Annotated in this window: 15 protein-coding genes and 1 tRNA gene; 3 read left to right on the top strand and 13 right to left on the bottom strand. The window is 55.1% G+C overall.

The annotated features are described in order from the left end of the window. Nucleotides 1-205: 205 nt before the first annotated feature. A complete protein-coding gene (locus tag MUU53_RS06955) occupies nt 206-1,927 on the top strand; it encodes a hypothetical protein (protein ID WP_247260258.1) in 1,722 nt (573 codons plus the stop codon). 68 nt (nt 1,928-1,995) lie between these two features. Here the strand turns inward: MUU53_RS06955 and rpsA are convergent, their stop codons facing one another. Then, the gene (gene rpsA / locus MUU53_RS06950) at nt 1,996-3,699 is read right to left on the bottom strand and encodes a 30S ribosomal protein S1 (RefSeq protein ID WP_062554976.1); all 1,704 of its coding nucleotides are present in this window, start codon (nt 3,697-3,699) and stop codon (nt 1,996-1,998) included. Between the two features lie 171 nt (nt 3,700-3,870). After that, nucleotides 3,871-4,506, bottom strand: a complete 636-nt coding sequence (cmk, locus tag MUU53_RS06945) for a (d)CMP kinase (protein ID WP_247260257.1) — start codon at nt 4,504-4,506, stop codon at nt 3,871-3,873. A gap of 192 nt (nt 4,507-4,698) precedes the next feature. Between cmk and MUU53_RS06940 the strand changes: the two genes are divergently transcribed. Both MUU53_RS06940 and MUU53_RS06935 read left to right on the top strand, forming a co-directional pair. Further along, nucleotides 4,699-5,085 carry a TIGR02300 family protein gene (locus tag MUU53_RS06940; protein ID WP_062555449.1) on the top strand — a complete coding sequence of 129 codons (387 nt, stop codon included), beginning with the start codon at nt 4,699-4,701 and terminating at the stop codon, nt 5,083-5,085. Nucleotides 5,086-5,238: 153 nt separating this feature from the next. After that, nucleotides 5,239-5,314: transfer RNA gene (locus tag MUU53_RS06935), tRNA-Ala, on the top strand. Nucleotides 5,315-5,457: 143 nt separating this feature from the next. On the opposite strand, the gene MUU53_RS06930 is transcribed toward MUU53_RS06935, so the two are convergent. From MUU53_RS06930 to MUU53_RS06885, 11 genes are all read right to left on the bottom strand, one after another. After that, the gene (locus tag MUU53_RS06930) at nt 5,458-5,838 is read right to left on the bottom strand and encodes a hypothetical protein (RefSeq protein ID WP_247260256.1); all 381 of its coding nucleotides are present in this window, start codon (nt 5,836-5,838) and stop codon (nt 5,458-5,460) included. Nucleotides 5,839-5,886: 48 nt separating this feature from the next. Further along, nucleotides 5,887-6,123 (bottom strand): hypothetical protein, encoded by a 237-nt coding sequence (locus MUU53_RS06925; RefSeq protein WP_247260255.1) that lies wholly within the window; start codon nt 6,121-6,123, stop codon nt 5,887-5,889. Nucleotides 6,124-6,403: 280 nt separating this feature from the next. Continuing rightward, nucleotides 6,404-7,042: a recombinase family protein gene (locus MUU53_RS06920; protein ID WP_247260254.1), complete on the bottom strand. Its 639-nt coding sequence runs from the start codon at nt 7,040-7,042 to the stop codon at nt 6,404-6,406. Between the two features lie 123 nt (nt 7,043-7,165). After that, nucleotides 7,166-7,810, bottom strand: coding sequence for a hypothetical protein (locus tag MUU53_RS06915; protein ID WP_247260253.1), 645 nt, complete (start codon nt 7,808-7,810; stop codon nt 7,166-7,168). 560 nt (nt 7,811-8,370) lie between these two features. Further along, nucleotides 8,371-8,898, bottom strand: a complete 528-nt coding sequence (locus tag MUU53_RS06910) for a hypothetical protein (protein ID WP_247260252.1) — start codon at nt 8,896-8,898, stop codon at nt 8,371-8,373. A 53-nt stretch (nt 8,899-8,951) separates the two neighbouring features. Further along, nucleotides 8,952-9,389, bottom strand: a complete 438-nt coding sequence (locus MUU53_RS06905; RefSeq protein ID WP_247260251.1) for a VOC family protein — start codon at nt 9,387-9,389, stop codon at nt 8,952-8,954. A gap of 437 nt (nt 9,390-9,826) precedes the next feature. Next, complete coding sequence (locus MUU53_RS06900) at nt 9,827-10,468, bottom strand: hypothetical protein (RefSeq protein WP_247260250.1); 642 nt, start codon at nt 10,466-10,468, stop codon at nt 9,827-9,829. 95 nt (nt 10,469-10,563) lie between these two features. Further along, entirely contained in the window at nt 10,564-11,298 is a 735-nt protein-coding gene (locus MUU53_RS06895) for a Rha family transcriptional regulator (protein ID WP_247260249.1), read from the bottom strand. Between the two features lie 263 nt (nt 11,299-11,561). Beyond that, nucleotides 11,562-11,678 carry a hypothetical protein gene (locus MUU53_RS23345; RefSeq protein WP_377307193.1) on the bottom strand — a complete coding sequence of 39 codons (117 nt, stop codon included), beginning with the start codon at nt 11,676-11,678 and terminating at the stop codon, nt 11,562-11,564. A gap of 1 nt (nt 11,679) precedes the next feature. Continuing rightward, nucleotides 11,680-12,051: a Rha family transcriptional regulator gene (locus MUU53_RS06890; RefSeq protein WP_343229102.1), complete on the bottom strand. Its 372-nt coding sequence runs from the start codon at nt 12,049-12,051 to the stop codon at nt 11,680-11,682. Between the two features lie 950 nt (nt 12,052-13,001). Next, complete coding sequence (locus tag MUU53_RS06885; protein ID WP_343229101.1) at nt 13,002-14,447, bottom strand: DUF6538 domain-containing protein; 1,446 nt, start codon at nt 14,445-14,447, stop codon at nt 13,002-13,004. Nucleotides 14,448-14,794: the final 347 nt, after the last annotated feature.

The raw sequence follows: 14,794 nt of genomic DNA, 5'->3' as shown, positions 1-14,794 counted from the left end.
CCGAATTGTGACGAAGCGATACAGTCGCAACACCAAATTCCATGGCGGATGCGAGTTCGGTTAACAAAAATTTACCTTGTTCTGGGCACACTATGGGCTTGTCGGCAGTTTCACGTCATGAGACGTGGCGCAGGAAAAGGAAAACTTGGGAGGCTCCTGAAGTTCGCCGAGATGCCCGTTGTCCAAGGCAAGCGGAGGTATCCCTATGCTGCCGACCATTTCCAGCGTTGCCTCTCTCCGTCCGGCGCAGTCACTCCAGGACGCACCAGTTGAAACCCAGCCCATCAGACCGCCAGCAGGCATTGACCTTGAACCATTAAGCCCGGTCAATACGGCACAACCTGTTCAGGAACGGCTTGTCGCACTCGCACTGGCCGGACAGCTTTCCAGCGGGCGCAGCATTGCCAATGTGACGGACATGGTCGGCTCCTTGTTGAAAATCGAGCGGCAACCAGACGAAAGCGCGGCAAACTTTACGGAGCGGTTGCTGGATGCTCTGAAGGCACTGCCTTCATCCGCTCAAGCCGCTCTGCAGAAAGCGCTCAATCAGTGGGTCCGTGGTTTGGCGATTGGCATGCTTGTGCAGGCACTGCGTAATCCAGCAGGGCCAGAGGCTACGAAGCTTGCGGCGCAACTGGAAACGGTCGGTCGCGATCGCGAGGCGGTTCAGCGTCAGATCACAGCCGGCTATACCGATCTTGACGATATCGACGAATTTTCGGAGACGTTTCGGCCTGTCATTCCCCCAAAAGCCGCCAATGGTACGGGGCTGACATACCAGTCTCCGACCAGCCGCCCTATGCTGCAGCTGCCAGAGCAGGTTTCAGGCGACCTGCGGGCGCTTGCTCGATCCGCCCTTTCAAGCGGCCAGCCAATGGCCGATCGAGGTCCGCAAGAAGCCATACGTGATCCCGACGAGCCTGTCAGTATTGAGATCGCCAACAAGGGAAGTGATTCGGATATTGACCGGGATGCTTCGCTACGCGCAGTTTCGGGGGGCCGAAGTGCGATGCCTTCCACCATATCGCCTGCCTTGACCATGGCAATGCCCTCGCCGCTGCTACAATCCGACAGCGAGGCGGCAGCAGATTCGCTGCCTAACGACACGAAGGTTTCTGCCAGCACATCAACGAAAGCCGAAGCGCTGCAGACGGGAAGTCCTTCTTTCACTCTGGATGAGAGTGATTTTGACGAAAGGGGCTATCGACAGATCCTGCCCAACGCCAATGGTGCAGCAGATGAGGAGGCAGAGACACGCCCGGCGGATGTGAAAACCACTGCCAACTCATCAGGCCGCGCAGTGCAAGCAAATGATGCTATGCTTGCCAAGCGATTGATCCTTGAAGCCTCGGAAGTGCAGACGATGGAAGGCGCAGAAGGGGAAAGCAGCTCCCACCTGTTTCTTCAGCGCATAGGCATAACAACTCCGACTGCTGAGGAAGATGTGTTTGATGGCATCAACAAGGAGACGCTGACCGCATGGCAGAGAGCAGCTTCCAAAGATCACGCCCCAGTTTTGAAATCGTTCCCACCAGACGCCATCTCCGCACCCAGTGCGGCGGAGATCATTCCACAACCTGCCATTCCGCTCAGTCTGACCGCGGCCTTGCTTCAGGATGAATCCGCCATCGCGGGTCTGGCGCAGGCCCTTGTCCAGATGCGGACGATCCTGAAGGAAAGTGCTGTACCGGCGCATGTGCTCTACCCCTCAGACGGCGGACCGGGTGACGATGAGGATGCCCTGATTCCGGCGGTGGAGGCGGAGGATGAGGACCGGCACCACAGGCGGCAGCGAGACAATCAGCAAGGCCAATCCGGTGACCGTGACGAGCCTTCGCATCGCAGCGACGCTCCTGCGACATTGGAAGAGGACACATCTACCTCAGCAGAATCATCTGACTTCTACGGGCGACTGGGCGGCTGGTAACCGGCAATAAAAAACCCGCCGGGGCCAATCAAGACACCGGCGGGTTGTTCTATTCAGTCCAGTGACGATTAGTCGTTGCTGCGGTTCTTCAGAGCCGCGCCCAGGATATCGCCGAGCGACGCGCCAGAATCGGACGAACCGAACTGTGCAACGGCTTCCTTCTCTTCTGCGATCTCGAGTGCCTTGATCGACAGCATGACCTTGCGGTCCTTCTTGGAGAAGTTCACGACGCGAGCATCAAAGACCTGACCAACGGAGAAGCGCTCAGGACGCTGATCATCGCGGTCGCGGGCGAGATCGCCGCGGCGGATGAACGACGTGATGTCTTCATGGTTGACGAGCTTCACTTCAACGCCGCCATCGTTAACACCGATGACTTCGCACGAAACGACAGCGTTCTTGCGAAGTTCGCCGGAGGAAGCGGCTTCACCGACCGTATCACGGCCGAGCTGCTTGATGCCGAGCGAAATGCGTTCCTTCTCGACGTCCACATCCAGAACGACAGCCTTGACGACATCGCCCTTGTTGAACTCTTCGATGACCTGCTCGCCCGGACGGTTCCAGTCGAGGTCCGACAGGTGAACCATACCATCGACGTCGCCTTCGAGGCCGATGAACAGGCCGAATTCGGTCTTGTTCTTGACTTCGCCTTCAACTTCCGTGCCAGCCGGATGGCTGTAGGCAAATGCCTGCCACGGATTTTCGAGGGTCTGCTTCAGGCCGAGCGAGATACGACGCTTGGACGGATCGACTTCGAGAACGACTACGTCAACTTCCTGGCTCGTGGACAGGATCTTGCCGGGGTGAACGTTCTTCTTCGTCCAGGACATTTCGGAGATGTGGATGAGGCCTTCGATGCCCGGCTCCAGCTCAACGAATGCACCGTAATCGGTGATGTTGGTGACGGTACCGGAGATCTTCTTGCCGACCGGGTACTTGGCGGAGATGCCATCCCACGGATCCGACTCGAGCTGCTTCATGCCGAGCGAGATGCGGTGAGTTTCCTGGTTGATACGGATGATCTGAACCTTGACCTGCTGGCCGATGTTCAGGATTTCCGACGGATGGTTCACACGGCGCCATGCCATGTCGGTGACGTGCAGCAGGCCATCGATGCCGCCGAGGTCAACGAACGCACCGTAATCGGTGATGTTCTTGACGACGCCGTCAACAACCTGGCCTTCTTCGAGGTTCTGAACGATTTCAGAACGCTGCTCGGCACGGGACTCTTCCAGAACCGTACGACGCGAAACAACGATGTTGCCGCGACGCTTGTCCATCTTGAGGATTTCGAAGGGCTGCGGGTTGTGCATCAGAGGCGTTACGTCACGGATCGGACGGATATCGACCTGAGAGCGCGGAAGGAAGGCAACAGCGCCGTCGAGGTCAACCGTGAAGCCGCCCTTGACCTGGTTGAAGATAACGCCTTCAACGCGCTCGCCAGCTTCGAACTTGGCTTCGAGCTTGATCCAGCTTTCTTCGCGGCGAGCCTTTTCGCGCGACAGAACAGCTTCGCCGAGAGCATTTTCAATGCGCTCTACGTACACTTCAACTTCGTCGCCGACCTTGAGCGAGCCGTCCTTGCCCTTGGCGCCGAATTCCTTCAGCGGAACGCGGCCTTCAACCTTGAGGCCTACGTCGATAACCGCGACGTCCTTCTCGATTGCCGTGACTGTACCCTTGGCAACATAGCCTTCGGCCAGATCGTTAGAGGCAAAGGATTCTTCGAGAAGGGCTGCGAAATCTTCCCGCGTGGGGGTTGCTACTGACATGAAATCTCCTGATCGTGCCGTTTGTCTGGCACGCAATGCGCCGGGGGTTGGTGTTGTTCATACCCAAAGAACAAGTCCGCCCTACACACTTCGAGGGCAATCCGGCGCAGGACCCATATCTTCAAGCTTAGTCTGTTCAGTCTCCGGTTCACCGGCTTGGCCGACGGACCGTCAATTGGGGTTCAGGACTGCGTCGATCAAGATCTTGGCTGCCTGAAATGCGGCCTCTATACTCATTTCCGATGTATCAAGCAAGTGCGCATCATCTGCCGGTTTCAAAGGGCTATCGGCGCGACCCATATCGCGTTCATCGCGCTTTTTGACATCTTCGAAAATGGCCTCGTAATCGGCACTCCCACCATTGGCGATGATTTCGTCATGACGACGCCTCGCTCGCACGTCCGGCGAGGCCGTCACATACAGCTTGACCTGAGCCTGCGGGCAGACAACCGTGCCGATATCGCGCCCGTCCAGCACCGTTCCCGGCTCTCGGTCCGCAAAGGCGCGCTGGGCTTCAACAAGCGCGCGTCGAACCAATGGCATGACTGCGATTTTGGAGGCCGCCTCTCCAATATGGTGCTGCGCCAGGACGGAGCGATCAAGACCTGCCAGATCGACCTCGCGAGCCATTGTTGCGGCCACATCCGCATCGTCCAGCGGCAGGCCGGCATCCAGAAGCGCCTTTGCGGTGGCCCGGTAGGTCAGGCCCGTATCGAGATGATGGAAGCCGTAGGTCTTGGCAATCTTACGGGAAAGCGTTCCTTTGCCGGCAGCGGCTGGCCCATCAATCGCGATAATAAAAGTCATAAGACATTCCTCTTGCACATCCCGAGGCCAATAGCGCAACCATCGAGAAAAGGCCAAGCGCTTATGCCTTTCCGGCGACAAGTTTGCCTTTGACATAAGGATTTACAAGCATTATGGGGACCGGCTAACAATTTTGAGCGTCGCGATTGCGGCAACGCCGAACTGATCGGCCATTCTCACGAGGCATCCACAGTGGCAAAAGCGGAACTTGGAACCAAGCGTACCGACCCGGATACGGGCAAGAAATTCTATGACCTGAACCGCGATCCGGTCGTCTCTCCTTACACGGGCAAGTCTTGGCCGCTCTCTTTCTTCGAAGAGAATACGGCTCAGATGAAGATGGAACAGGCCGAGGAAGAAGAAGTCGCCGAAGTCGATACGGAAAATCCTGATGTCGAACTCGTTTCGCTCGAAGAGGGTGATGATGCGGCAGCCGGTGATGACATCCCAGATATGGGTGATGACGACGTCGAGATCGATGGCGACGATGACGACACCTTCCTGGAAGCCGATGAAGACGACGACGATGACGATGTTTCCGGCATTATCGGCGTTGGTGGCGACGAAGACGAAGTCTAAGATCTTGAATTTCGAGGCCCGGTGAAAAAAATCACCGGGCTTTTCATTTTCGGCTTGCACTCGGAAATTTCCGGAAGTAATAAGCCGCCACCCCGACAGAAGCGGTGCTTCGAACGGGTTTCCCGGAACCGGTAAAATGCCCGGTACCCTGATGGGGCTATAGCTCAGCTGGGAGAGCGCTTGCATGGCATGCAAGAGGTCAGCGGTTCGATCCCGCTTAGCTCCACCACTCTATTTGTCTTCCTGAATATAGCAATAAAATCAGATGTTTAGGTCGAAGGCAAAAAATCCTTCAGACCAATTCAGACCAACGTCTCAGACCAATTTTAAGCATCCTCTAAAACTCGTCCTGACGTAAGCCGAAGTCCCGCCCTACTCGGTTCGTGCCGCCTTCTTCATCTTGGCGACCTCACGTACCTCTTGAATGTAGGTGAATGCCGCAAACGCCAGCCTCACTGGAAAGTCCGCAGGCCATGCATCAGGAAGCTCAGGGGCGGCTTCATAGCGCAAAACCTCCTCCTGTTCGACGAAGCACTCCACGCCGTCATGCATGGCTTGTAGAGTGTTCCTCGTCTCTTCGAGAATGTTGCTTGCTCTTGGCAGTCCGAAGGCCCCCATGTGGTGGATTGCGGTTAGCGTGTGGATCAACCAGTGTTCCCACTTTTTGAAACGCTTGTGCTCGGCAGCTTTCATTCGATTTCGAGGGACAATCTTCAGCTCGACAATTTCCGCGTTGTGGTCAGTCATTCTCATGTTAGGCATTCCTTGAAATTGGTTTCGTTGTGGAACGAGGAGGTGCGCCTAGCGGGTAGCAAGCGTGTCCGGTACAGGCTTCGAGGGCCTGAGGAACATGGCGTGCATCGTTCGCAGTAGGTGCAGTTCGATGATGAGATGCTTGTGGCCCCGCCACAGCATGATGCCCCCGGCAATCCACATGGTGTCAAAGAAGCGCCCCGGTCTGGAGGACGTTACGTCATCAGATGAGAAGAAAAAGTCACAGATGTAGGGGATGTTGAAGCTGACGATGAATGGACCCATGATTGCCTCCGCTGGTGCAGCGCTGCGCTGCTGGCAACGTTATGAGTCACGACAGAAATTCCGTAAAGCTAAATAAAAACATGCACTTACGGGATAATCTCACACATGGGTTGAAGGGACACAGCCCTCTGAAATCAAAGAGAAAAGGGGAATGCACCCCTGTGGACAAGTTGGCTTCTCAGAGGGCCACGTAATGAGCCCTGATGTGTCAACTCCAGTGGCCCCTCCGGGTGATTTACCAAAAAGCAATCGATACGCCCGGAGAGAAGCGCGGACGCGATTAAGCAAGCCCCCAACTGGCAATCAGGGCTTCAGCCTTCGCGGGGTCTTGCTTGATGCGGAGAACGGTCTGGCGTGTGAGGCCCGTCACCCTCGCAATCTCGCTGACGCTCGTCGTTCCGGTCCCGAGCATATCAATGACGGCATTGAACGACTTCCGGTCATAGCTCGGCTTTCTCCCGAGGTAGGTTTTGCCTTCCTCCTTTGCAGCCTCGATACCGGCCCGCTGGCTGGCTTTCGTTGCCTCGTGCTGTGCTTGTGCGGTTGCCGCCATGAACGCAATGAGCGCGTCTCTCACAGCCATCTGAACGGGGTCCGTGGTCGAGCCGTCAAAGGTCATGTTATTGATGACCGTGCGGATGATGACGCCACGCCCCATGAACTCTCTGATGGTGTCCGTAACGTCTTGGTAGTTTCGCCCGAGGCGGTCCACCCAGCGTACCACGAGGGTGTCACCCTTGCGCAGCATGTCGAAGAGCCGCTTGCCTTCAGGACGCTCTCTGAGGGCTGTGGATGCGCCTGAGACGCCATGGTCACTCACTACAGCGTCGATGACGAAACCTGCCTGCTCGGCTTGTGTCTTCTGGTGATGAAGGGTCTGGTCCGCTGTCGAGACGCGGGCATAGAGGATAGTGGACATGAAGCTTCCTGACTGACCGTATGGATTGTGTCCGCAGACATGCATGTCCGTAGATTGAAGTCAACCCTTACGGACATCCTTTGCGGTCAGTATGAAGATGTACGCTGAGGTATACCTCAACGGTCATTCATCCTCGCTTGAAACAAAGGTTTGCGAGTCGACCAAGGAATATAGCTCCGAAAGCCATGGACTGGCTCTATACGCTAGACCGCCATAGGCACTCACGGGGATCACCAAGCCGGAACGACTGACTGCTGCGGCGATTGCTGCGGTCTCGCGCTCTGAATATCCGGCCTCCTGCATCCTCTCCAAGAGCAAGCCCCAAAACCTCTCAACCTCGCCTACCGCACCGCTTTCTATTTCACCTTGAAGCCGAATAGCCTGCCCGACCAACATCAACTCATCACGTGTCATATGCTCAACGATACCCGCCCACCGCCTGAACGCATCTTCACGCAGGGCTTTGTTTCGTTTCAAGCCGACCACAATCTGCATCAGCAGTCGAAGGTTGCGCCTTGCCGCACCTTCTGAAGCCGCCTTGGAGTAGCGCAGGAGCACGGCGACAAACGGCTGGGCATCTTCCTCATCGAACTCCACATTGCCACGAGAAAGTTCCTGCAATGCGATTTCAACCGCCTCCTGCGTCTTCTGTGCTAGGTGCTGATCAACCAGTTTCGAGAATAGACCGCCACCCGGAACCAGAGTGGAAACGATGTCGCCCACAAGGGCCCCTCCGAACGATAATATCCGGCTGTTATCTTCCTTCATGATCACCCTCCTGTCCCTTGCTTGCTGCATCTCATTCCAGTTGAGCTTTTGCAAACTATCCGAGAACCGGAGGTAGACCTAGACCGGGGGTACGGGGGAAACAATTGATAAGTCCAATCGAGGCTGACGCTCAGATTTTCGCCACCAACTAAACGGCCCCTTTCGGTACTACGTGACGCCCAACTTAGCTTTCCTCAGAATGGGCAGGAATAGCTAGGGAGACCATCTGCCAACGAAGGACATGAGGAGGAGGGGTGTTCGATGAACATTGCTAAATTGCTTAGGAGAATAGGTGTCGGAGGATGTTGATGGTGGTCAATCCCTCACTCCCCCTTTAGGTTACCCTTTACGGTCTCCTTTATCTCACCTCTATCTGTTCACTCTCACTATCCACTCCCATCATCTCCAATAGGATCAGGGAGAGCGAAGGGTATTCTCACATCCCCTCTCCTCCACCTATTATCAACCTCTCCTAGGGTGGGCCCTAATTGACGATGTTAGGTGGGCCCTAATCACCTGTGGTCTCGCGCAGCAATGCGCCAAAACCGGTTACCAAGCGTTTATTCCTCGAACCTGTTAGCGACCACCAGAGAACGTTCTTGGTTTGTCACGAGGTTCACTAAGCCGCCATGTTTGAAGCTGGTCGGGTGGACGAAGTGTCTCGTGACAGCCTTAAAATCCAGACCTACAGGTGCGTCCATTCCATACTCCCTGCCGTTGCCGCTGATTTTTTCCGTCTTGAACTCCCATCCGCGCAAGAGCAGTTCGAAATCCGTCGGGTCTATTTTGAAAGCGCAACTGATAATGATATCGGTGATTGCCCTTGCCGAGCACTCCGTATCTCGGACAGAGGAAGGCAGTTCCGGAAGGTTTAGAATAAAGGCGATCCTAGCAGGGTTCTTCAAATGATCTCGGTCATTCATGTGTAGAACAAAACCATAGGCTAACGCTACGGCACCCGCGACTGACGCAATGACTATACCCGCCGACTTCAAACGCGTTTTAAGACTTCGCATCATCTTCCACCAGGCTCCCAATTGCCATCGACGATTATGACAGAAACCTCCAGTGATCAACGCCTGAACCAAGGCGCTTATCTGCTACGGGCCGACAGGCGTCTTCCGCATAGCGCCATTTGCGGTCATTTGATTGCTTGTTCAAGCTCAAGAATATTACCTTCTGGATCACGCGCATATGCAATTAAATATGGGTTCGCTGGCGTGCCGAAATCTGTGGTTTGACCGATTTGCGCCCCTCCAGCATCGATGATTTTGCGCAAGGCGTCACCGACGTTTTCCATCTGGAATGCAAGGTGCCCGAAACCGGGTTCATTGACCTTTGGTTCGTCTCGATGATGCATAACTTTATGCTCATGAATTTCCAGAAGGGGGCGTTCTAAATGCGGAAATTTCAACCAGATTGTGCGGATCTCGGATTTTGAAACCCCGTTTCCTCTTGAGACGTGTTCGCCGGACAAAGTCCTGAGTTCGCGAAATACAATGCATCCCATGACGTTCACATAGAATGCCGCAAGCGTCTCCACGTTTCTGGCTACCAAATTGATATGGGCAAGCATCATGAAGTCTGGTCCCTCGTTTCTGAGGCCACGATATCAGGTTTCCGCGACGCGACGAAAGAAGTCCGGTTAGGGCCGCAAGCTGTCAATCGAACAACCTGCGGCACAATCTCAAACCTCTACCCAAGTGTCCACCTTCGGGCCACCAGTGAACTGCTAACAGAACTTCCTCAGCTCGGCATCTCGCATGGCCTCGTAGTGGTCCTGAGCGGCCTTCTGGGTGTCTTTGCTCATGTGCTCGCCGCTGCCCTTTGGCAACCTTCGCAGTGCCCGCTAGATTGCCAACTGATGGCATTCGGCCATCACCCGGCCCCACTTCGCTAGAGGGACTACGAGAACGAGGGTCACGGTGAGGCGCATCGTGGCCCTCATCATTTTCTGACGTGTTGTGGGCTTAAGTAATACATCTACGTACCCCGCTAAGTGGCCTAAACGGTCCATCAAGAGAACCGGAGTGAACCGGGTTTCCTCTTCAACCGCGCTTCCCTGCAAGCTCTCCATTTCTCCTTCTCCCTTTGACGCTCCCCGAGATACCGGCTCACGAGCTGCTGGCTGACATCAAGGATGGTGGCAATCTCGGAATGGCTGAGCTTCGGGAAGAAGTGGTTCAGCCACGAGACCATCTCGGAAATCTCCATATCTGGAGGGTTGTTATCGCGGTACGGAAAACGTTCCCGGATAGAGCGTCTGTAGCCGTTCCGGTCATCTCGGAAGCTTTCCAACGCGGCTTTGGCTTTCTTCACCGGACCATTCTCTTGCAGTTCAAGCGAGCTTTCTGCTTGAGACCACCGTTCCGCTATCCAATCTCTGGCAAGAGGGCTGATGACATCAAAAGGAATGGTCCCCTTGGCTTGGATGCGTTTGCCCCAGCCTTTGGCCGTGACCCATGGGCAGAGCCGATGACGTTGCTGTCTTCCACCGCCTTCGATCTGGAGGAAGTCCATATGCCGAAGGATGGTCCTGATGCGGCGAGGGCCGACTGAGTGAAGTTCCCCCAGTTCGGTGATGGTGATCCAATCGCCGTCTTCGACAAGGACAAATTCCCCGGTCTTTCTGTCGAGGAGTTGGGAGGTGTAGAGCATGTTCGATCCTGCGGTTGTCCCATACAGAATACCCCCGCTCTGGTGAGAACGGGGGGCGCTGATGGTGGGTAATGAGAAGATGAATGAGAGCTGGCTTAGATGGATTTGGTTGTTGGTCCCATCTCATCGCAGCCCTTACGCATGGTCACCTTGCCAGCCTCGTAGAGGTGCACCAGCAGTGCTTTGCCATCAGCCGTAGGGAAAATATCAATGCTACCGAACTCAGGTAGCGCCTTCTCGGTGAAGACGTTGCGGTGCTTGGCATAGACGCGATAGGTGCCGCCCTGCTTGTAGAGGTAACCCAAGCTCATCAGGTCTTTCTTGATAGCGTTCTGGTTGATGCCATCCAGCGTGCGGATGAACCGGCTGAGGTTGTGGTTGTGGGAGACCACGCGCTCTGCAATGGCGAGCTGAGGCTTGGCCTCTTCGAGCTTCTGTTCCGCAATCTGCTTTGCCTCGAACTCAGCGGCCCATGCACGGGCAGCTTCAGCGGGGTTCGCGAAGTTGGGAATTGAGAGGATGGTGACCGGCTGCTGCGCGTCCTTAGCTTCCAGTTCCATCCACCTGTCGATGATGCGGGTGCGGAGAGTGACCGAATAACCGGAGACGAGGATGAGCGTTTCCCGCTTGGGGAGATTGAAACTGGGAAGTGTCCGGCCAGTCGTGTCTTGGTAGCTCGACGCAAAAGTGCGTTCAGCTATTTCGAGCTGGCCGAACATGGCCCTGATATCCCGCATCACATCAGCGTGCCGCTTATCGGTCACAAGTGCGATTTCGCGGCTCGACATCGTGAGAGTCGAAGCGGTGTTCAGGTTTACCATCTGGTTCATTTGCATTTTCCTTGAAGTCAGGTGCGTAACGACGCTGGGGTTCAGTGGTGATTGCGGTTTGCCCACCCCTTCGAAACGAAGAAGTCGAACGCCCTTTGGGCTCGGTCGTTGATGTTGGATTGTGTCATGGATGATCCTCAAATGAAAAACCCCGCAGCAGGGCAGCTACGGGGCCGGAAGGAAAGGGGTAGTACCTCAAGGGTGGGCCCCAAATAGCGAGCAAGGGGAGCTGCAGGGCCGCTTTTATGTGATTTTACAACGTGTTAAGCGGCACAGAGGGCGTTGCGTTCAACGGGCTCAAAATTGAGCCGGTTAAATTCGCCACTGCATTCGAGATTTTCGATGCCGCGCAAGACATTCTTGTGCTGGCGTCCGCCCATCTCAGCCACATCGCGGCTGTTGGTCACGGACCACGTTCTGGCCGAAGGCTTTGCTGCGCGCCGCGTGGTGAAGGGCAAGCTCCATCTCATTGAAGCGGTTGATGTAGGCCAGCTTGAAGTGCAGCGCCTTGGTTCCAGTGAAGCCCATGGCGAGGAGCGTGAAGCCGTCTCGGGAGATGTTGAAGGCGCGGCTTCTGCGGGTGCCTCCACGGGGCATCTGCTGGTCAATCCATGTCAGCTCAAAATTGAGCCCACATGCGGGAGCCTCCGTTATCAGGGCATCAATGGCCCTCAAAACGTGGTTGTGCTGTTTCCCGAACAGTTCAGCCACGTTTCTACTGCTGGCAACCGACTGGCCGTCCTTGAGGATCACGATTGGGGGCGATTGAATTGGTCATGGGCGGGCTCCTCCGAGAAAGAAAAAGCCCACAGCGGGAAGTTAAGGGGCCGGAAGGGAAGGTGCAGTTTCCTGAGGGTGCGGCCTTATCGGGAATGGGGGAACTGCTGGGCCACTTCTGTGTTGCTTTCTGGCCCGTTTAATTGGTCTCAAAGCGCTCTCAGAAGCCGCCTGTTCCTCCGGGGGGATCAAAGAGTTAACAGGATTTATTGGCTTCTTGACGAAGAGGCTGATGATGGATTCCAACATGACGCCTCCCACCTCACGCCAGTGAATCCTTGCTGGCTGCCATTGTTGACATGGAAGTCGAAGGATTGGAGGACGGAGCAAAACAGTCTGGAGTTGGGAATTCTTTTCCTAGCACTACTGAATCCACAGGGTTACGTGGATTTGGGTTCTAATCCTTGAGTCGGAGCGGGAAAAATCCCACTCGGACTCTTGTTAAGTTTGACTTGACGGGGGAATTGTTGAAAGCTGTGCTTACAGAGGAAACAAGGGGAACCGGTGGCTAGACCGATTCCCCGAGGACGTTAGCGTTCTGTCTTACTTCTCTGCGTTACCAGAGCCGTCTCGGTGGTAAGCTGAGACGGCTTCTTTCATAAGTGCATAACTGTGGCTAAGATAGTAAGCAGCCACTGTTGCGAACGCTATCGCCAGCCAGGTTTTGTAGAACATCGCGTTCTCCTTTTCCTTACTGACACTTACAGTGTAGGCAGGACCGGCGATTTCGCGCAAGAACTGAAATACCAATTGACAGCTATCCACAGGTCGAAAATTATTAATCAATAAAATCAAAAACTTAAAAGACAACCATCCACAGCCCTCGACGCATAATTCTTGGCAACGAGGCATTAAATGACCTCACATGTGCCGGACATTCCAAGTATGTTGGTTCGTAGCTGACAGATTCGCTTGACGGTAGCGAATCAATTATTGGGCAGCACGGATAAAGCACTCGCGGAGGGTCTCCGACTTATCTCTACTTCTTTTGGCAACTGTACAGCCTCCACACAGGCACGCTTTTGCTGATCCGAAGCACCACCTGAATACTTCTTCAGTGTGAAGTCACGGCCCTGCTCATGACCCACCACAAGGGAGATGATGCTCTCTTGCTGGCCTGCCTGTTCCGCCTGAGTGACGAACCATCGACGGAACGAGTGGAAGTTGACAAGGCTTCGGCGCTGCCCTGCATGAGCATCGTCAACCTTCAGCTTCTTACGGTACTGCGCAAACCGCTTGCCGAAGATGTCGCCGGGGTTTCTCTCATTAGCCAGCTCATGGAAGAGCCATTCGTGGGCTAACTTGCCCTTCAGTCGCCCGTGAACGATTTCCGCCAAGTCGGGATGGACCGGAACCTTGCGTGCAGCGGCCTTGGTCTTGCCCTGCCTGATATTGAACCAGAGTTGACCAGCCGCATCCGTCACACATTCCTCAGCCAGAAGGGTTACAATCTCTGATAGCCTCATTCCTGAAAGTGCAGAGATGCGGATGGCATCGTGGATTTGATCCTTGAAAGCTTCCTTCATTCCGTCTGGGAACCGCGCATACAGCAGCGTCCGCATCTCCTCCTCTGTGAAGGGTCTTTCCTCTGCCTGCTGCTCGCGCTCCGCTCTACGGCCCCGCTGCGGCATCTTCTGGCCTTCCCACGGGTTCTTATCGGAACCGTACAGGCCACGAGCAATGAGGTAGTCCCAATACAGCTTGACGCTGCCGTGGTGCTTCTTAGCCGTGGAGGGATGCATTCCGCTAATGTGCTCTGAGAAATATTCCCCGGCAACTGATCGGGTGATGTCAGGAAGCGCTAAGTTCCTCCCCTTCGCCCACTCAGCGAAACGCTTGATGAGATTGCGCCTCTCTTCAGTGGTCTTTGGTGCAAGTCGGGCTTCGGTGAGGTAGGCTTCGACGTATTTGTCCGCCTCAACATCGCCGTGAACAATCTTCACGAACTTGTCCCTAGCGGGTCCGCCATACTCCCGCTTGATCTGCTCAGCGGCGTCTTCGAACAGAGAGTGTGCGTCAACGGGATTTTCCACGCCCTCGGAGAAGGCTCCACCACCAAGGACCTTTGCTGCCCATGCCGAAGAGTCCCGCTTAGCTTCAGCAAGCTCTGCCCTCCATGCCTGCGCAAGAGTTTCGATGCTGTCGTTTACAGGGGCCGTAGCGCGTCCCTCACGCGCATCTTTAAAGGCACGCTCAACAACCCTCTCCAGCTCATCACGGCGCTCCATGGCCTCCCTGAGGTCGCTGGTGCCGAGGCTCTGAAGGTAGGCGGTTTTACCCCCGAAGAAGGGCCTGATCTTGGCAGGGATGTCCCGTTTAAACCACCATGTCAGACCCCTCACATCGAGGTAGCGGCGGGCATTTTTTGACATTTCAGACCAATCATTCAGACCAATTTCTGAGGCTGATTAGCACGTGAAATCAATGGTTTCAACCGCTTAACGACCATCCGTGTAGAGCCCGCTTAGCTCCACCAATCACTTTTTCTCTAAAATTAATTAAATAAATCAGGCACTTAGACTGAAGGCAAAAATTCATTCAGACCAATTCCATGTGTCGGGATTTTTGTGATCTCAGCATTTCTTCGACGCCTACCCGCAGTGGCGATTTGTTCGACCGGCGCCAACCGCCCTTTCAGTTGTCGCTCTAGGTCGTGGTGATGATTTAAGGATTGGGATTCCCAAAAGAGCGCAAATCGGATTCAAAGCTGATTTTGGAG

The sequence above is a fragment of the Affinirhizobium lemnae genome, from assembly GCF_022968395.1.
Lineage (GTDB): Bacteria > Pseudomonadota > Alphaproteobacteria > Rhizobiales > Rhizobiaceae > Neorhizobium > Neorhizobium lemnae.
This window is presented reverse-complemented; position numbering and strand designations above follow the sequence as displayed.